This is a genomic window from Amycolatopsis sp. NPDC058278 (assembly GCF_042881395.1).
GTDB lineage: Bacteria > Actinomycetota > Actinomycetes > Mycobacteriales > Pseudonocardiaceae > Amycolatopsis.
Genome location: NZ_JBHVXZ010000036.1, coordinates 33,241 through 51,844 on the forward strand (window position 1 = coordinate 33,241; position 18,604 = coordinate 51,844).

At 69.3% G+C, this 18,604-nt stretch carries 10 protein-coding genes; 4 read left to right on the plus strand and 6 right to left on the minus strand.

Features of this window, described 5'->3' with window-relative positions; genetic code table 11:
* Positions 1–69 precede the first annotated feature (69 nt).
* Positions 70–2,904, minus strand: coding sequence for a hypothetical protein (locus ACFVYA_RS20320; protein ID WP_387046913.1), 2,835 nt, complete (start codon positions 2,902–2,904; stop codon positions 70–72).
* Positions 2,905–3,170: 266 nt separating this feature from the next.
* Between ACFVYA_RS20320 and ACFVYA_RS20325 the strand changes: the two genes are divergently transcribed.
* On the plus strand, positions 3,171–4,583 hold the full coding sequence (locus ACFVYA_RS20325; RefSeq protein WP_387046916.1) for a hypothetical protein: 1,413 nt from the start codon (positions 3,171–3,173) through the stop codon (positions 4,581–4,583).
* Between the two features lie 61 nt (positions 4,584–4,644).
* Here the strand turns inward: ACFVYA_RS20325 and ACFVYA_RS20330 are convergent, their stop codons facing one another.
* Together ACFVYA_RS20330 and ACFVYA_RS20335 are read right to left on the minus strand one after the other, a co-directional pair.
* The gene (locus ACFVYA_RS20330; RefSeq protein ID WP_387046919.1) at positions 4,645–6,816 is read right to left on the minus strand and encodes a 3-hydroxyacyl-CoA dehydrogenase NAD-binding domain-containing protein; all 2,172 of its coding nucleotides are present in this window, start codon (positions 6,814–6,816) and stop codon (positions 4,645–4,647) included.
* 8 nt (positions 6,817–6,824) lie between these two features.
* Positions 6,825–8,036, minus strand: coding sequence for an acetyl-CoA C-acetyltransferase (locus ACFVYA_RS20335; protein ID WP_387046920.1), 1,212 nt, complete (start codon positions 8,034–8,036; stop codon positions 6,825–6,827).
* A gap of 160 nt (positions 8,037–8,196) precedes the next feature.
* On the opposite strand from ACFVYA_RS20335, the gene ACFVYA_RS20340 reads away from it, so the two are divergent.
* From ACFVYA_RS20340 to ACFVYA_RS20350, 3 genes are all read left to right on the plus strand, one after another.
* Positions 8,197–9,378 (plus strand): TetR/AcrR family transcriptional regulator, encoded by a 1,182-nt coding sequence (locus ACFVYA_RS20340; RefSeq protein WP_387046921.1) that lies wholly within the window; start codon positions 8,197–8,199, stop codon positions 9,376–9,378.
* A gap of 159 nt (positions 9,379–9,537) precedes the next feature.
* Positions 9,538–9,726 (plus strand): hypothetical protein, encoded by a 189-nt coding sequence (locus ACFVYA_RS20345; protein ID WP_387046923.1) that lies wholly within the window; start codon positions 9,538–9,540, stop codon positions 9,724–9,726.
* 69 nt (positions 9,727–9,795) lie between these two features.
* A complete protein-coding gene (locus ACFVYA_RS20350; RefSeq protein ID WP_387046925.1) occupies positions 9,796–11,580 on the plus strand; it encodes an HEXXH motif domain-containing protein in 1,785 nt (594 codons plus the stop codon).
* Between the two features lie 50 nt (positions 11,581–11,630).
* Here ACFVYA_RS20350 and fxsT read toward each other — a convergent pair whose 3' ends face one another.
* From fxsT to ACFVYA_RS20365, 3 genes are read right to left on the minus strand one after another with little or no spacing between them, the layout of a single operon-like run.
* Positions 11,631–15,980: an FxSxx-COOH system tetratricopeptide repeat protein gene (gene fxsT / locus ACFVYA_RS20355; protein ID WP_387046926.1), complete on the minus strand. Its 4,350-nt coding sequence runs from the start codon at positions 15,978–15,980 to the stop codon at positions 11,631–11,633.
* A gap of 46 nt (positions 15,981–16,026) precedes the next feature.
* On the minus strand, positions 16,027–17,133 hold the full coding sequence (locus ACFVYA_RS20360; RefSeq protein WP_387046928.1) for an AAA family ATPase: 1,107 nt from the start codon (positions 17,131–17,133) through the stop codon (positions 16,027–16,029).
* Positions 17,111–18,574, minus strand: a complete 1,464-nt coding sequence (locus ACFVYA_RS20365; RefSeq protein WP_387046930.1) for a hypothetical protein — start codon at positions 18,572–18,574, stop codon at positions 17,111–17,113. Before ACFVYA_RS20365 ends, ACFVYA_RS20360 begins: the two co-directional genes overlap by 23 nt.
* Between the last annotated feature and the right edge of the window lie 30 nt (positions 18,575–18,604).

The window sequence follows — 18,604 nt, forward strand, 5'->3', positions numbered from 1 at the left end:
CCCGCGTCCGGTGACTTCCGGGCGAACGCGAGTGGACGAACTCGCGGACAGGATCCGCCCGACCCGGGCTCAGCGGTCCGTCGGGCACCACGGGTCCGAGGTGCGGCCGACGGCCAGCCCGCAGAACGCCTGCGGCGTCCGGTTCACCTCGCCACCCTCGACGCGCAGGACGGCGACCGGCTTGTCCTCCGGCACGTGCCGGCTGATGTCCCCGCCGTAGTCGATGGTCCCGGTGACGCCCTCGATGTACTTGTTCGTCTGTTGCGCGTCCGGGCGCGACGTGTGGATGGCGGTGATCTCGCGCCAGACCGCGCCCGGCGTCACCGGGATGTTCGCCGACGTCTCGCGCAGGTACGCGGTGGCCGTGATCATCACCAGCGCGGCGTCGTAGGACAGCCCGGCGTGGCCGTCGAAGGACCGGCCGCGCTCGGTCTGCTCGAACGGGAACAACGTCTTGTTCAGCGTGGTGTAGAAGTCCCGCGCCAGGCCCTGCGGCTCGGTCGCCGGCTCGTTCGCGAACGACAGGTAGTAGTACGGCAGCGCCCGGTTCTGCTCCCGCGCGACCTGGTCGGCGACGTAGCGGCTAACGTCGTCGTCGCCGATCACCGTCGCCTTGCTGCCGCACTGCGCGGCGCCGCCGGCGAAGTCGCCGAAGTCCGGGACCCCGCGGCCGGCGAAGAAGGCGAAGCCGTCGTACGAGCAGGTGTCGCGGCCCGCCGACGCGGCGTTGCCCACCAGCCGGTCGCCGTAGCGTTCGTGCGAATGCGGCGCTGTCTGCCCACCGTCCGGTGCGAACGCCCGGGCTTCGACCGAGAAACCCCGGTCCTTGAACGACCTCACCACGTCGTCGCGCAGGTTGGTGCTGTAGCTGTCGGAGTCGTCGTCGGAGTAGTAGACGCGCAGCGTGCGCGGGCCCGGCCGCTGGAGCGCGAACGCCGCGGCGACGGCCGCCTCGCGCCGGTTCTGCGGCGCCACCTGGAAGTAGATGGGGTTCTGGTCGGCGAGGTCGTCGGCGGACAGCGTGGAGGCGACCACCGGGATACCGGCGTTGCCCAGCGCGCGGATGGTCTCCTTCGTCGGCTCGCTGCTCATGTCCAGCCCGACCACACCGACGACGCTCTTGTCCTGCTCCGCCAGCTGTTTCAGCTGGCCGGCGACGCGCACACCCTCGCGCATCCCGCGGCCGCCGTTCGCGATCAGCATCCGCACGATCGGCTCGGACGTCGCGGTCGCGTTGAGCTGCCGCAGCTGCGCGACGGCGAACCCCTCCAGCGACTCCCGCTCGGCGGTCAGCCCCTCGGCGGTGTCGTTGGACGAGGTCAGCGCCTCGAAGTCGACGAGCGTGATGTACGGCCGTTCGCCGTGCTCTTCGTGCAGCTTTTCGGCGCGCCGGTTCTGGTCGGCGATCACCTGCTCGACCTGGCGGATGGTGTCGTCGGCCGGGTCGAACAGCGTGAACGAGCCGTCGGAGATCCCGACGCACTCGCTGCCGGTCCAGGTGAGCAACTCGCTGGAGGTGCCGCAGTGGCTCGCGCGGAAGTCCTCGTGCCGCACGAGGACCACGCTCGCGACAAGGCCGAGGACCACCAGGGGCACGCCCATCCGCACCCACCGCGTGGCCCACCACGGCGGGCTGGACTGGCGGCGGCGCAACACGTAGGTGTCGCCGAGGGACCGCAGTTCCTTGCGCGTCCCGCGCTGCTGCTCGGGGGAACCGGCGGGGGCGAGCCGGATCGGGAGGTACCACGCGGCGGCGTCGCGGGCGCGGCGGTCCTTGAGCAGCTCGTGCTGCCAGGCGCGGTAGGCGCCGCCGGCTTCGATCGCGGTGTGGTTGGGTCGTTCTTCGCTCGGCGTCGCGTCCGGCGGCGGCGCGTTGCTGGTGCTGACCACGAGCAACGGGTCGAACAGACCGGTCTGGTTGCGCACGTCGTTGATCAGCTTCAGCAGCCGGTAACCGCCGTTGACGGTGCTCACGTGGTCCAGCAGGAGCACGGGGTAGGTCATCCGGCGGCGGCGCCAGAACCCGGCCGGGCGCAGCCGGTACCCGCGGCGGAGGTCTTCCAGGAACGCGTTCACCAGCAGCCGCCCGACGAACTCCGGCGACTCCCGCTGCCATTCGCCGTCGGTCAGGCGCAGCGCGAACCGCACGAAGCTGCCCGACATCTCCGGCGCGAGATGCGGCTGGCGCAGGAACCAGCGGTACCGGCCGGACAGCCCCGGCACGCGCCCGGTGACGGCGAGCCGGAACGTGGCCATGGTCAGCAACCGCAGCAGCAGCAACGGGATCCGCCACGCGACGTTCTGCGGCACCAGCTCCTGCCCGACATTTTCGATCGCCGAGCGGAACCGCACCATCAGGCCGTTTTCCTGCAGCCGCCGCAGCAAGGTCCGCTCCGGCGCGGAGTCGTGCCCGGACAGCTGCTCCCCCATCAGCTGCACGACGAGGGTGAACAGCCCGAAGCGCAGGCCGGTGCCGCGCGAGCGCGGGCTGCGGAGCAGTTCGGTGCGCGCCTTCCAGAGGATGTCCCGGACGGCCTCGACGCTGGCGACGGTCGCGGCCCCTTCGTCGTCGGTCGCTTCACGCTCGCCGAGCGGGAGGTAGGCGTAACGCACACTGCCGCTGGGCCGGGCGCTGCGAAGCCGCGAACTGAACTCCTCGAGAACGCCCTCGCAGGAGTCCGACCGGACGAGGCAGACCATCGGCAGCCCCCGACGCCCGGCGCGTTCCTGCCGATCCTGGTACCCGGGTTCCCATTCGACGTTCGCCTGGTGCAGCGACCGAGGCAGATCCCCCATCCGCGGCCGCTGGTAGAGCGCGCCGATGAGCTTCACCAGCTTCTCGCTCCCGGGAAAGGCGAGCGGATCCCGTTGACGCTCCTGGGTGGCGGAAGTGGTCTGTGCCATGACCCATGGTCACACGGAGGTAAGGGGAGGGGTCCCGCATTTTTGCCGTCCCACCGGGAATCACGCGGATTTGTAGCACGGCTGGGCCGAACGAGTGGCGTGGGAACCGGCCGAGCGGACGGTTTCCGCTGTTCACCGCATAACGCATACGCAGTGTCAACGACCCTGCGCGGATCGTCATCCTCAAGGCGGCAGACAACTCCCGGAAAATCCGGTGAGTTGGAAGGCGGTGCATCACGGCGGACGCATGAGGGGACGGGAAGACCATGGAGCTCACAGACGCGTTGGAAAAGCTCTTGCAGGACTCTCATGTGGCGATTCACTCCACCGCAGAGCTGTCCGGAGCTGTAGCCCGCTACATCGCGAAACAGGACGAGAAGCGTTCCGAAGACGGAAAACCGGAGGTGCTGCGCAAGCCTGACATCGGGCCCGTCCCTCCGGCCGAACACGGAGGCGGCTTCATGATCAAGCCGTGGGAGTTGCTGCAGACGTTCGGCCGCGCGACCACGCTGTCCGGGCAGAACCCGTCACGCGGCCTCTCCCAGCATTGGAACTGCTTGCGCTACCTCACCACGCTGGAAACTCACGGCGGCCGGATGGCACTCTCACCCGACGGACATGACCCGAGGTATCACCGCAAGGGCGTGCAAGCGCAGGAACTCGGTGCAGCGTTCGCGCTGACTGCGGCGCGGAAGATATTGCAGCAAAGGCATCCTGGGTACCGTTTCGAAAGCGTCGACGTGGATCTCGCACTCGACGCAGGCTGGGCACTGCGGGGTCAAGGTGCCGAGGCGAAGGGTGCTGCACGACGAAGCAGACCTGGGCATCTTCTCGTCGGCAGAAAGCCCGGTGAGCCCTTGCGCATCGCTTTGGTCGACGGACGTGGGTCACACGGTCAGCCCAGCGCGCAGCACAATCAGCTGATGGCCTCGGCCGAGCGGGTCCAAGTGATCGCACTCGGCGACGGGCGCGGCAGTGCCGATCCGCTGCCGAGCCTGCTGATGTCGACGGCTTTCGTCGCGGAAGGCGGGATCGAGATACGCCTGCTCGATCCCGTGGGCGGCGGTGTACTCGCCGAACCAGGCAAGCCCCCTCCCGACCCGTACGGCCCGGTGCACGAGGAGAACTTCTTCCCGGACATCCAGACCGTCGACGCACAGGGTCAGACCTCGAGCCGTCCCGGTTTCCACATCACATCGGACAGGTTCGAGTGGTTTTCCCGGGTGTTGGTCCGCGCGAGCGCCGCAGCGCTCCTGACCTTCGTCGGCGATCGCGACAATGCGTGCAAGTACCTGACCGCGCGGCAGCAACGGCGGCTGGGCGCCGATCACTCTCCGCAGGCAGTCAACGCGGAATGTGACGTTCGCGTCGAACTCGGCGGGATCGCGTTCGTCGGCACCGACCACGTCTTCCGGTTCGCACGTGAGCGAGTCGAGGTCTTCTCGGCGATGCCGAAAGAACTGCACGAGATCCTCAAGACGGGTGACGGCGCCCGGGCCTACGCGGAGAAAATGCCGAAAGTGGTCGCCGAGTGCGGGGAGCATTGGGCGGCGGTACAGCGGGACTGGAAGGGAATCATAACCATGGATAACGATGGAGCGGTCATGGCGCTCCGCGCACTGAAGAGCGAAGGGCGGCCACTCGAAGCGATCCCCGAACCGCACGAAGGACCCGCATGAAGCACAAAGGCCACCTCGCGGGAGTGGATCCCCGCAAGGTGGCCCTGCCCAGCGTCACCGCTTATTCGTAGATCTCGCCCTTGGCGGCCTTCTCCACGAGCGAAGCCGGCGGCTCGAAGTGGTCGCCGTACCGGGCGGCCAGCTCACGGGAACGGTCGACGAAGCCCTGCAGGCCACCCTCGTACTGGTTGATGTACTGGATGACGCCACCGGTCCACGCCGGGAAGCCGATGCCGAAGATCGAGCCAATGTTCGCGTCCGCCACCGACGTCAGCACGCCTTCGTCGAAGCACTTCACCGTCTCGAGCGCCTCGGCGAACAGCATGCGCTCCTTGAGGTCCTCGAACGGCACCTCGGCCGAGCCGGACTTGAACGCGTCGCGCAGGCCCGGCCACAAGCCGACGCGCTTCCCGTCTTCGGAGTACTCGTAGAAGCCCGCGCCCGTCGAACGGCCCTTGCGGTCGAACTCCTCGACCATCCGGTCGATCACGGCCTCGGACGCGTGCGCCTTCCACGTGCCGCCCGCGGCCTCGATCGCCTCGCGGGTCTCCTTGCGGATCTTGCGCGGCAGGGTCAGCGTCAGCTCGTCCATCAGCTGCAGCGGCGGCGCCGGGTAGCCGGCCTGCGAACCCGCCTGCTCGATCGACGCCGGCTCGACGCCCTCGCCCAGCGCGGCGACGGCCTCGTTGATGAACGTGCCGATCACACGCGAGGTGAAGAAGCCGCGGCTGTCGTTAACGACGATCGGGGTCTTCTTGATCTGCAGCGTGTAGTCGAAGACCTTCGCCAGCGTCGCCGGCGACGTCTTCTCGCCGCAGATGATCTCGACCAGCGGCATCTTGTCCACCGGCGAGAAGAAGTGGATCCCGATGAAGTCCTCGGTCCGCTGCACGCCCTCGGCGAGGGTGGTGATCGGCAGCGTCGAGGTGTTGGAGCCCAGCACCGCGTCGGCGTTGACGATGCTCTCGATCTCGCCGAACACCTTGTGCTTCAGTTCGACGCTCTCGAAGACGGCCTCGATCACGAAGTCGACGCCCGCGAAGTCGGCCGGGTCGGCGGTCGGCTTGATCTTCGCCAGCAGCGCGTCCGACTTCTCCTGCGTGGTCTTGCCGCGCGAAAGGGCCTTCTGCTCGATCTTGGCCGCGTAGCCCTTGCCCTTTTCGGCCGCCTCGAGCGAGACGTCCTTGAGGACGACGTCGATGCCCGCCTTCGCCGACACGTACGCGATCGCGGCGCCCATCATCCCGGCGCCCAGCACACCCACCTTGCGAGCCGTGTACTTCTCGAAACCGTCCGGCCGCGAGCCCCCGGAGTTGATGGTCTGCAGGTCGAAGAAGAACGCCTTCGTCATGTTCTTCGAGACCTGGCCGGTGGCGAGGTGGATGAAGTAACGCGTCTCGATCTGGAGCGCGGTGTCGACGTCGACCTGCGCGCCCTCGATCGCGGCGGCCAGGATCGCCCGCGGCGCCGGCATGTTCGCGCCCTTGATCTGCTTGCGCAGGTTCGCCGGGAACGCCGGGAGGTTGGCCGCGAAGCTCGGGTTCGACGGGGTGCCGCCGGGGATCTTGTAGCCCTTGACGTCCCACGGCTGGACGCCGCCTTCGGGGTTCGCCTTGATCCACGCCTTCGCGGCGGGGACGAGTTCCTCGACCGTGCCGACGAGCTCGTGCACGAGGCCCAGCTCGAGCGCCTTGGCCGGGCGGTGCCGCTGCCCCTGCAGCAGGACGTTCAGCAGCGCGCTCTGGATACCCAGCAACCGGACCGTGCGGACCACGCCACCGCCGCCGGGCAGCAGGCCCAGCGTCACCTCGGGCAGGCCGATCTGGCTGCCCTTGACGTCGGCGGCGATGCGGTGGTGCGTCGCCAGCGCGATCTCCAGGCCCCCGCCGAGCGCGGCGCCGTTGATCGCCGCGACGACCGGCTTGCCGAGCTGCTCGATCCGGCGCATCTGCCCCTTCATCAGGGAGCTGCCCTCGGTCAGCTCGGCCGCGTGCTCCGGCTTCGCCTGGATGAGGTCGTTCAGGTCGCCACCGGCGAAGAACGTCTTCTTCGCGGACGTGATGACGACACCGGTGATGCTGTCCTTCTCGGCCTCCAGCCGGTCGACGGTGACGCCGAGCGACTCGCGGAAGTCGGCGTTCATCGTGTTCGCCGACTGGTTCGGGTCGTCCAGGGTCAGCGTGACGATGCCGTCCTCGTCCTGCTCCCAGCGGATGGTCTTGCTCTCAGCCATTAGTGTCCTCACACCCGCTCGATGATGGTGGCGACGCCCATGCCGCCGCCGATGCACAGGGTCACCAGGGCGCGGCGCGCCTGGCGGCGTTCGAGCTCGTCGACCACGGTGCCGACCAGCATCGCGCCGGTGGCGCCGAGCGGGTGGCCCATGGCGATCGCGCCGCCGTTGACGTTGACCTTCTCCTCGTCGAGGTGCAGGTCCTTGATCCACTTGAGCACGACGGACGCGAACGCCTCGTTGAGCTCCCACAGGTCGATGTCCTCGGGCTTGAGGCCCGCGGTCTTCAGTACTTTTTCCGTGGCCGGGGTCGGGCCGGTGAGCATGATCGTCGGCTCGGAGCCGATCGACGCGGTCGCCACGATCCGGGCGCGCGGCGTCAGCCCGAAGGTCTTGCCGATCTGCTCGGAGCCGACGAGCACCAGCGCGGCGCCGTCGACGATGCCGGAGGAGTTGCCGCCGGTGTGGACGTGGTTGATCTTTTCGACCGAGTGGTACTTCTGCAGCGCCACGGCGTCGAAGCCGCCCAGCTCGCCGATGCCGGCGAACGCGGGCTTGAGCTTGCCGAGGCCCTCGACGGTGGAGCCGGGACGGCGGTGCTCGTCGTGGTCGAGGATGGTGACGCCGTTGATGTCCTTGACCGGGACGACCGACTTGGCGAAGTAGCCACCGGACCAGGCCGCCTCGGCCCGGTCCTGCGAGCGGACGGCCCAGCGGTCGACGTCCTCGCGGGAGAAGCCCTCGATGGTCGCGATCAGGTCGGCACCGGTGCCCTGCGGGACGATGTAGTTGTCGTACGCGGTCGCGGGGTCCATGAACAGCGCGCCGCCGTCGGAGCCCATCGGGACGCGCGACATCGACTCGACGCCGCCGGCGATGACCAGGTTGTCCCAGCCGGAGCGGACCTTCTGCGCGGCGGTGTTCGTGGCCTCCAGGCCGGAGGCGCAGAAGCGGTTGAGCTGCACGCCGGCGACGGTCTCGGGCAGGCCGGCGTTCAGCGCGGCGGTGCGCGCGATGACCGCGCCCTGCTCGCCGACCGGCGAGACGACGCCCAGTACGACGTCGTCGATCACGGCGGGGTCGAGGTTCGGGTGGCGGACCTTCAGTTCGTTGATCAGGCCGACCACCAGGTCGACCGGCTTGGTGCCGTGCAGGGCACCGCCCTTGTTCTTGCCGCGAGGCGTGCGGATCGCCTCGTAGATGTAGGCCTCGCTACTCACTGAACATCTCCTCGCGAACGTGTCGGAACGTCGTCGTGCCTAGCCGTGTCGCAGCCGACTATACCGGCCAGTAGGGCTAATGCCCATTAACATATCTCCGGATAACCCCATGGTGTCAATGGGTTGCAGGTGTGCCATCACCCGCTATCGTTCACTCACCATGACCGACGTCGAACGCAGCTCGCGCCCCCGCGACCGCAAGGCCCAGCTGGCCACGGTGGCGGCAGAGCTGTTCCGCGCCCGCGGCTTCCCGGGAGTGTCGATCAAGGACATCGCGGACGCGGCGGGGGTAACCGGCCCGGCGCTGTACCGGCACTTCGCGGACAAGCAGGCGATCCTCGCGTACGTGGTCCTGAGCGGCTTCGACGATCTGGAGGAGGCGACGGCGGAGGCGCTGTCGGACTCGGTTCCCCCGGCTGACCAGCTGGAGTTCCTCCTGGGCCTGCTCGCCACGCAGGCGGTCGAGCGACGCGAGATCGCGGCGTTGTGGCGCTGGGAGGGCAGGCATCTGCCGAAGGAGGACCAGCGCGAGATCGCCCGCCGCTCGGCACTGGCGCTGGCGGCGTGGTCGAAGGCGCTGCAGGCCCGGCGCCCGGAACTGGCCGCCGAGGACGCCGAGCTCCTCTGCTGGGCAGCCCTGTCGGTGTTCGGCAGTGTGTCGGTCCACCACACGTCGGTGGCCCGCCGCCGGTTCGCCCAGCTGCTGGTCGAACTGGCCCTCGGTGTGCTCAACGCCACACTGCCCGCCCCGTCTTCCCCGCCTCCACCGGCGGCGTCGAGCCTGGGCACGCCCTCCCGTCGCGAGCAGGTCCTGGCGGAGGCAACGGCGTTGTTCGCCCAGCGCGGCTTCCACGACGTGAGCATGGAGGACATCGGAGCGGCGGCGGGCATAGCCGGGCCCAGCGTCTACCGCCACTTCCCGAGCAAGGCGGCCTTGATGGTGGCGATCGGCCACCGGGCGGCGGACAGACTGGCACTGGCGGCAGAGCGGGCACTCCAGGCACCGGACGAACGCTCGGCCCTACGGCGCTTGGCGGCGTCGTACGTCGACACGATCTTGCACACGCCGGAGCTGCTGGTGTCGTTTTCGGCGGACCGCGTGACGATGCCGGACCGCGACAAGGTGGACCTGCTGCGGGTGCAACGCGACTACGTGGCCCAATGGGTGACGCTGCTGTCGGCGGTCCGCCCTTCGCTGCCGGCGCGCGAAGCCAAGATCACGGTCCACGCGGCACTGACGATCGCGAACGATCTGGCCCGCACGCGTCGGGTCGCGTCGAGGCCGAATTTGGCCGCCGAGCTGACAGCGTTGCTGCACACGGCCCTGGGTGTCACCGACTGATGATGACCACCCGCGGCTGACATCGATGTCAGCACTGTCACAGTAGCGTCCGCCCGGACGCTTTCACTCGGAATGCACGTGCACGGCGGCCCCCAAAGCTGGCATCATGAGGCACCGTGGCCGTCGATCGGCCCATTCGCCGATCGGGAGGGACGCAATATGACCGCGCTACTCGACACGTTGGTCCCGAACCTCGAATCCGAGGTGATGGACCTGGGGAACGTCTCGCTGGCGATGCTCCGCACATTGGACAGTCCGGTGCTGCACCGCGCGGTCCGGCACGTGGTCGAGGACGCGGGATACGTCCGGGTCTGCGATCAAAAGCTGGAAAACGGCTGGTCTCGCTGACGTCCCAGCACCGTGACACCGTACGTGGCAGGAACAGGTCCCGAAGAATTCACGGTTCACCGGCTCAGCATGGTGGACTTCGCCGAATTGGCCCGCGGGACCGGCGGCGCCCCAGTGGTACACCGGCTCCGGCAAACCGAGCGCAGCCGCCGGCTGCTGCTGCTCCGCGCGGTGACCGACATCGCCGCCAAGAAGAGCGACTTGCCGGGGCCGCTGCCCGATCCGGAACAAGCCTGGGAGCTGCTGTCCCGGGTACAGGGCGTGGCGCCGGACGTCCTCGACCTCGTCCTCGCCCATCCGTACACCGGCAGCTGGCTCGGCTACACCTCCCGGCTGCTCCACCGGCAGATCGCGGGCGTGTGCCCCCTGTGGGTCCACGTCGGCCACATCCACGCGATCGCGGCGGCCGCCGCGATCCGCGCGAACCTGCCGTTCACCACCGAAATCCCGGTATGGTCCGGAAATGCCGCACTCCCCGGCCTGGGCGTCGCGAGGTTGAGCGGCGACGAACCCCACTCCGTCGCGGAGGTGCGGTGCGATCGCAGCGGCCGGGAGATCCGTGGCGGAACGTCGACCGTCGTCCTCCCCGTCGACCTGTCGAGTGACGCCCCCGGCTGGTGGGGCGTACGGCAGCTGACCTTGCGGGCCGCCACGAAGACCCTGTCGCTCCGGCTCGATGACGTCGACCCCTACCGCGGTTCGTACGACCCGATCCTCCCCCAGCGGCTGCCCGCCACCGAAGTCCGGGAATGGGCCGTCCTGCTCGACGAAGCGTGGCAGCTGATCACCCGCTGCCTCCCCCATGAGGCCGAAGCGCTGCAAGCGGGTTTCGACTCCGTCGTCCCGCGGGCGTTGATGCCGTTCCGCACATCCAGCGCCTCGAGCGGCGAGGCGTTCGGGAGCGCGATCGTCGCCAGACCCACCGATCCGGCCACGCTGGCCGCGATGCTGATCCACGAATTCCACCACAACCGGCTGAGCGGCCTGTTGCACCTCGTCCACCTGCACACCGACGATCCCGTCGAACGGTTCTACACCCCGTGGCGCGACGACCCCCGGCCACTCGGTGGCGTTTTCCAGGGCGTCTACGCGTTCTTCGGGGTAGCCGCCTTTTGGCGGGCGCTCACCGAAGACGCCGGCCACCAGCACGGGCGGCTCGCGGAATTCGAATTCGCCTACTGGCGTGCGGCGACCTGGCGTGTCCTTCGCGTGCTGCAAAACGATCCCGAGCTGACCGACGACGGACGGCTCTTCCTGGGCGGTGTCGCCGAACTGGTCGGCCCCTGGCAACACGAAAAGGTGTCAGCGGCCATCGCGGCAGCCGCCGCGGCCGCCGCCGCCGACCACTACGCCGGCTGGCGGCTGCGCCATCTGCGCCCGAACCCGGTCGTGGTCACCGCGCTCGCGGACGCCTGGTGCGCGGGCGGGAACCGGCCGCCGGTCGGCCACCTCGAGGACGGTCTGCCCACACCGGTACCCGACGGACGCTGGCGTCATGCCCGCCTCGACCTCGCCCGGCTGGCCATCACCGATCCACGGGGACTGGCGAGTTCCTGGTCGACGGTGCCCGACGCCACCTCCGCCGATTTCGCCTACGCCGACGGCCGTTTCCCGGCCGCTGTGCAGGGATACCTCACGGAACTGGCCGAGGATCCCGACGATCCCGCGGCTTGGGCCGGGCTGGGGCTCGCGCTGGCCAAGACGGACGCCGCCGCCGCGCACGCACTCCTCCGCTGCCCCGAGCTGGTGCGCGCGGTGCACCGGGCGGTACGCGCACGAGACTTCGCGTGCGCCCCCGAAAACCTGTCCGCCTGGATCGGCTGGCTCGACGTCGGCGGGCAACCAGGCGGCTAGCGTGTCGCCCCGGCAAGGGGACCGGCCCGGTTCCGCCCGCAGTCACCCCGTCACAACGGAAGCGGATCGATGTCGCAGTCCGCGCGGAGTCCCTTCAAGACGGCCTGAACGTCGGGGTGCCCATCACCGAGGGCGTGCCGGTACTGCGCGAGCACCTCGGCGTAGGCCGCCTCCACTCCCTGCTGCCCCACCGACCGCAGGTCCAGCACGCGGTTGAAGCAGGCAGCCAGGGTGATCGGATGGCCGGCGCCGAGCACGCGCTCGGCCCTGGCCACGATGTCCGTGCCGAGTTCCAAGGCCGCCTCGGTGGCCTGAGCGGCAGCGAGATCGCTGGCGAGGTTGACACCACACGCCAGCGCGCTGGGGTGGTCGGGGCCGAGCGACTCCCGGAGCTGGGCCAGCGAACGTTCGTCGAGCTCCTTCGCCGCCGGGTCACCGGAGAGGCGCAGGGTGACAGCGAGATCGACCGCCGCGGCCGTGGTGTGCGGATGGCTCTCCCCCAGGTTCCGCCGGTACCTCTCGAAGATCTCCTCGCCGAGCCGGCGCGCCTGGGAAAGGTCGCCCGCGTACCGCAAGTCGATCGAATACCCGAGCGCGCAGGCCATCACGTTGAAGTTGTCGTTGCCGTACCGCTGCACGAACCGTTCCAGCACCTCGGCGGCCAGCTGCCGGGCGGCGTCGTGGTCGCCCGCCTTGCGCCGGGTCACCGCGAGGTAAGCGCGCCTCCTCAGTGTCTCGGCGTTGTCATCGCCGAACATCTCGCGGACACGTTCGGCGATCACCTCGTGCTCCCGGCGGGCCCACTCGTAGCGTCCGGCTTCCCGCTGACCGATGATGAGGCCCATCAGCGAACTGAGCGTTTCGGCGTGGTCGTAGCCGAGCACCTCGATCTGCCTGCGGTAGTTGGCTTCGTCGAGTTCGACGCTGGCGCGGAAGTCACCGCAGAGCCGCAGGCTGGTGCCGTGGATGCGGGCCGCGCGCAGTGTTGCCGGGTCGTCCTCGCCGAAAAGTGCTTTGGACTTGTGGTAAACCTCTTCGGTCAGGTCCCGGGCCGCCATGAAGTCACCCTGAGCGCTGAGGTCGCCGGCGACCGCGATCTGCGCGGCCAGCGTCTCTTCGCTTTCGTCGCCCGACATCCGCCGCCGCGTTTCGAGCGTCGTCCGGTTGATCTGCGCGGCTTCGGCGTAGCAGCCGGTCACCCAGTAGTAATAGCCGAGCCGCTCTGCCGCCTGCACGGTTTGCGGGTCGTCTTCGCCCAGCCGGGTCCGCCATTCGCGAAGAGCCAGCTCGGCCAGCCGGACGGCTTCGTCGTGATCCCCCCACTGGTAGAGGAAGCTCATGAGATTGAGGACCAGCTGACGGACCCAGCGGTCGTCGCACTCCACGATCTCCGCGGCGTAGGCGTGCGGAAGCAGCTCCCGGTAGCGCGGCCACTGCTTCGACGAAACCGGGTCGTTCGGATCCAGGTTGCTGAGCAGGAGATGCGCGCCGTGCCGCATTTCGGCCCGCCACTTCGGCGTCATCCGGTTGCGCAACACCAGCTGGACCAGGCGGTGCACGATCAGGGTGTCACTGCGGTGGTCGATCTTGGCGAGACCGTAGCGGTTGATGGCGCGGATGGCCATGGACAGCTGGATCGGGTCCCGCAGGGCCGAATCGAGCTCCGGCGATACCGTGACTCCGCGAACCCCGGAGAAAACCGCGCGGGAAATGGGTTCGGGGGCGAAGAACGCACACACCTGGAGCAGCTGGTGCGCGGCCGCGTTGCGCGTCCGCAGCTCGTCGAACGCGACGTTCCAGGCCGCCGCGACCGGCAGCTCGTAGTCGGCCGGAGCGGACGTGTTCAGGATCTCCGCGACCTTCTCGTCGAACAACCGCAGGTATTCGTGCACCGGCATTCCGGTTTCCGCGCGCCATGCGGCCGCCTGTTCGATCGCGAGCGGCAGGTCACCCAGCTTTTCGGCGAGCTGGTCGGCGTCGGCCTCGTCGATCTCCGGACCGCGCAGGTGCAGGAGCTCCAGGCTTTCCGAGCGGGAGAACACCTCGACCTCGATCGGCCGGGCGACCCGGGTCCAGTCCGGATTCCTCGTGGTGACCAGGATTTGACCGGTCCCGTTGGCAGGGAAGAACGAACGGACCATCAGGGGGTCCTCGGCCGAGTCGAACACCAGGAGCCAACGCCCGTGGGGCTGCCCGGTTCGCAGCGCCTCACGCACGGCCGGAACCGCGGAGTCCGCCTCGCCCGCACCGGGAAGGCGCAGCTTGCGGGCGAGTTCGGTGAACGCGATCCGGATCTGCGTCGGGTGCGCGGCGTGGATCCACCAGACGATGTCGTAGTCCGACAGGTGGTGGTAGATGTATTCGACCGCGATCTGGGTTTTCCCGATACCGCCCATGCCGTGCAGCACCGACGGCAAGACGTTGGAGGCACCACTGACCATGGACTCGGAGAGCTGCCGGAGAAGTTCTTGCCGCCCGGTGAATTTCGGGTTCCGCGGGGGGATGTTGCCCCAGATGGCCGGAACCTCGGGCCGCTTCTGGTATTCCAGCTCGCGTGCCGGTTCCGGGTAACGCGTGGTCGTGGGCGCTTCTTCGCGTGCCGGTGGTGTCTGTGGACCTTCTTCGGCGGCTCGTGCTTCTGTCGGCAAAGGCGTCTCAGGCCTCATCGCAGTCACGAGCTCACCATAGCTCTCGGCGAGATCCTGGCTTTTCGGGTCCCGCGGCTTTCCTTCGGCAAGGAATTGACGGGAAGAATGTCGCTCGATCGAGCTAATTCGTTGGGCGCGAGACAAATAGGGGCCGCTCAGTGCCTGCATCACCACCCGTTCCAGCGCCGTGCCGCCGGCGGTGTCCGCGCCCGGCTCGGGATCGGGTGCGCTGTCCGGCGCGTCGACGGCGGCCGGGATCCGGCTGAACGCACCCAGCGAGTCGCCGAACCGTGCCGAAGTGGCACGCACGACTTCGGCGGTTTCCGACCGCCGTGCCCCGCTCAGCAGGACCTGCCGCACGGAAACGGGGAATTCGAAGGTCAGGGTGTCCGCGATCCGGTCGTCGTCCACGTCGCCGATCGGGGGCAGCAGACCGCTGTAGAGCACCTCCGCCAAGTGCTCCGATCGCGCTTCGGGCACCAGCTCGGCCTGCACGAACTGCGCCACCGGGAAAGTCGCCGGCACGGCGGCGAGCATCTTGGCGAGCCGGTGCGCGGGCGGTGAAGCCGTGCTCAGGAAGTACCGGACCCGTTCCTGCGCGGACTCCTGGTCCCGGCGCGCGAAGTCCGGGGCGGCGTCATCCGCGCCCGCACCGCCGAGCAACACCCTGGCCATCACCGGTCCGGCGTGTTCGCCGCAGACCAGCCTGGCCCACCAATCCAGCCAGCGCGGCCCCATCTCCAGCACCGGAACGGGCACCGAACCACGGTGCGCGGTGTCCGCCTGCCCCCCATCGGCCCAGGCGTCCGGCAGCTCCAGGTCCCACCGGCAGTTCGGCGTCAACGGGGCCGGCACGCTCAGCCTGGCGCGGTGGACCTCCAGCCCACGCGCCCACAACCGCTGCGGCAGCATGTGCACCACCGCCGTCGGCATCACTTCGGCCCACTCGGCGAGGACCGCCGGAACCGCTCCGGTCCGCCAGAGTTCGCCCGCTCCGTCGGTCAGCACCAGGACCAGGCGGCGGCCGGTCGGGTCGATCAGCGCGGCCGGATCACGGGGCTGCGAGGCCGGTGCGTCGCCGTGCAGCACCGGCCTGGTCCGGCAGCCGGTGCCGGCCCGGGTGTCGAGCCGGCGGAACTGGATGGTCCGGAAAGCGCCCAGCTGTTCGAGGCCGGTGCGGAACGCCGCGACCGTGGACTGCCACAACCGCATGGACGGCGCAGCGTCGGTCACCACGGTCAGATCCAGCCACCGTTCGGTGTCGGGTGTGGTGATCGGCAGCCAGAGCCCGTCCTCGGCGACCCGCTCGGCCGTGGCAACTTCGTCGAGCACGACCTCGTCCGCGTGCCGCGACTCCACCTTGCGCTTGAGGGTGCGGAGGGCGCGAACGACGGCGGAAGCCTTGATCAACGCCGGATCCTGGACCGGCAGCGGCACGGCGGACAGTGCTGCCGCGGTACCTTCGCCGGCCTCCGGCGCCGGTATCCGCTTCGGGGGCCGGACCGGCCCCGGGGCCGGTGCCCGGGAGGGAGCAGTGCGCGGCCGTTCCCCCGGCTTCCGGTCACCCGCGGAGAGGAACGAGCTGTCCCGCGGCAGGGCGTCCGCGGTCCGTTGTTCCTGCTCTTCCGGTACCCGGCCGCCGGTCATCACGTTCAGCCACACGGCGTCGGCCAGATCCCGCCAGTCGAGCCCGGACGCCGCCGGCGCCTCCGTCCGGCCACGACGGGTGCCGTGGCTCGCCGCCGGATTCACCTTTCCGGCGTGATCCGAAGCCGGCGGAACCGCGGGGCCCACCACGTCAGCGCACCGCCGAACTCAACTGCTGCCACAAGGCGTCCATCAGGCGCGGCCACGCGACGCCATCCCCGGAATAGGCGCCCGAAGTGGCCAGGTAGACGGCGTCGAGGAGCTTGTCGGCAGGCAGCCCACCGCCGACCTCCGCACTGCGGCGGACGAACTCCTCGATCAATTCCCGCCGGGCATCACCCTTCGCCTCGAGCAGGTGCGCGACCACCATCGCGGCGAGTTGCTCCGCGTCGGGCTCGGGCATCTCGAGCCGCAGGCAGCGACGCAGGAAAGCCGGCGGGAATTCCCGTTCGCCGTTGCTGGTGATGACGACGACGGGGAACGCACGGCAGCGCACCCGGCCGCCCGCCACGATGGCCGAGCCGTCCGGGTCGTCGGTGAACACGGCCAGCTCGGGCGAGCGATTCCGGATCCGCTCCAGTTCGGGAATGGGGAATTCGGCCTCTTCGAAGATGCCGAGCAGATCGTTGGGCAGGTCGACTTCGCTCTTGTCCAGCTCGTCGATGAGCAGCACCCTGGGCAGCCGGTGGGGCAGCAGCGCGGTGCCGAGCACCCCCAGCCGCAGGAACTCCCCGATCGGGGGTTCGTCCACGGAGGCACCGGGGTCGCCCGCTGCCGCGGACCGGGCACCGGCGGCCTGGACCCGGCCGATCGCGTCGTACTCGTAGAGCCCGGACTTCAGCGTGGTGCGGCTCGTGATCGACCACCGGAGCACCCGGCCCAGCCCGAGTTCACGCGCGATCCGGTAGGCCAGCGTCGATTTGCCGGTGCCGGGCCTGCCGGTGACCAGCAACGGACGCCGCAGGAACAGCGCGGCGTTGACCATGTCGAGCTCCGCCGCGCTGACGCGCTGCCCGGAACGGTGGTGCGCCCGGCCGAGCCGCCGGACCGCCTCGCCGTCATCCGGCGGAGGTTCGTCGGGCTCGGGTAGCGGGCCGCCGTCGAAGTCACGCCAGGGCGGTGGTGGCGGCATGGCTTCGGCCAGATCGATGCCCTCGATCGGGCGGCCGGTTCCGCGGTAGATCCACCATCCGGGATCGGCGTGCCGGGGGACATCCGCGACGGATGCCTGTTCCTCAGGAGGCTTGCTCACGGTCATCGACGATTTCCTCCCGCCGCTGCGGGTGACCCATCGGCCGGTCGAAAGCCACAAGCCGACTCGGGTCGTCCCACAATATCACCAAATCTCGCATCACATCTTCGAACGAGGACACCGGATCCTGTTGTGCGGGGCGCCGCGCGTCTTTGGCGCGCATCGGCAGATCCCCGATCCCTTCGCCTTCGGTGAACTTGGCCACCAATTCCCGGAGCGTGTCCGGTGCCGCACAAGGGTGCCAGAGTACGGCCGGGATTCCGGAGCGCAAGGCAGCGGTGAGGCTGTCCGCACGGGCCGGCGGCTCCGGCGAGGGCGCCTCGGCGAGGACGACCAGCCCCCATTCCGGTTCGCTCAGCACGAGGTCGAGATCGGAACTGTCGTCACCGTTCTCGAAATACACCCGGGTGGCGGATGGATCGGCCATCAAGGCGTCCCAGTGCATGTGCCAAAGCCGGTGCCAATGGCGTGAATTCATCCGCTCGAGGGAGCGCACCACGATCACGTAGTCGACGGCCAGCGGTCGTGGTGTCCCCGAGTCGTACTCCCGGTGCCAACGGTGCACCGGGAGGTTCAGCAACGCCCGCGGCAACACGAACTCGAGCGCGACGGTGCCGCGGTGCTCGGACCAGAGCCGCTCCGCCCCGACGACGAGACGATCCACGCACCGTTCGAGGTCGACGGCGAAAACGAGCTCGGAACCGCCGCAGGGCGGCGGCCACTCCGCCGGATCCTCCTGACACCAGTGGGACACGAGGTAGCGGTCGGCGTCGATGGCGTCGTGCTCGACCACGATCATCAGGTGCAACCGGGACCTTTCCGGCTGCTCCTGGGCCGCGGCCGCGCGCCGGGCGAGCAACGCGGGCTCGAGGCGGAGCCGCCGGGCCTGGAAGTCGTTCCACTCGATCAGCCTGCTCCGCAGCTGTCCGCCGATCCGGTGGGCGACGAGCTCGAGAAAGGCGAACGCCGGGGGTATCCCGTCGGGACCGGCGTTGAAGTCGGCGAGGTAGGAGAAGGCCTCCCACGCGTTGTGCACACCGGACGATCGCGGCATTCCCGGACCACCCGCCCGGCGCATCAGCGCACTGAGACCGGGGAACACGACCCCGCCGAGCCACTCCCGCAGCCGATCCTGCTCGGCCGGGGGAAGCAGATCGAGCACCCGGGGACGTTGCACCAGCTGGCGGATCCGTTCGCACTCGGGCGATCCGGGTCGCATGAAGCCGACGACGTACGCGAGCGCGAGCATGCCGCCTTCGTACCGCGAGCAGGCGGTGACGACTTCGATCAGCTGGCTCCGGCCGGTCGAGTGCTGCGGGATGGCGAGTTCGACGTCGAGTGCCTGGCTGATCAGGCGGATCATCAAGGACCTGCCGGTCACGTCGTCCGCGAGCCCGGCTTCGGCCAGCACGTCGACCACGGCCTCGCGGATCACGTGGGCCGGCACCTGGCGCGACACCTCCTCGGCATGGCACCT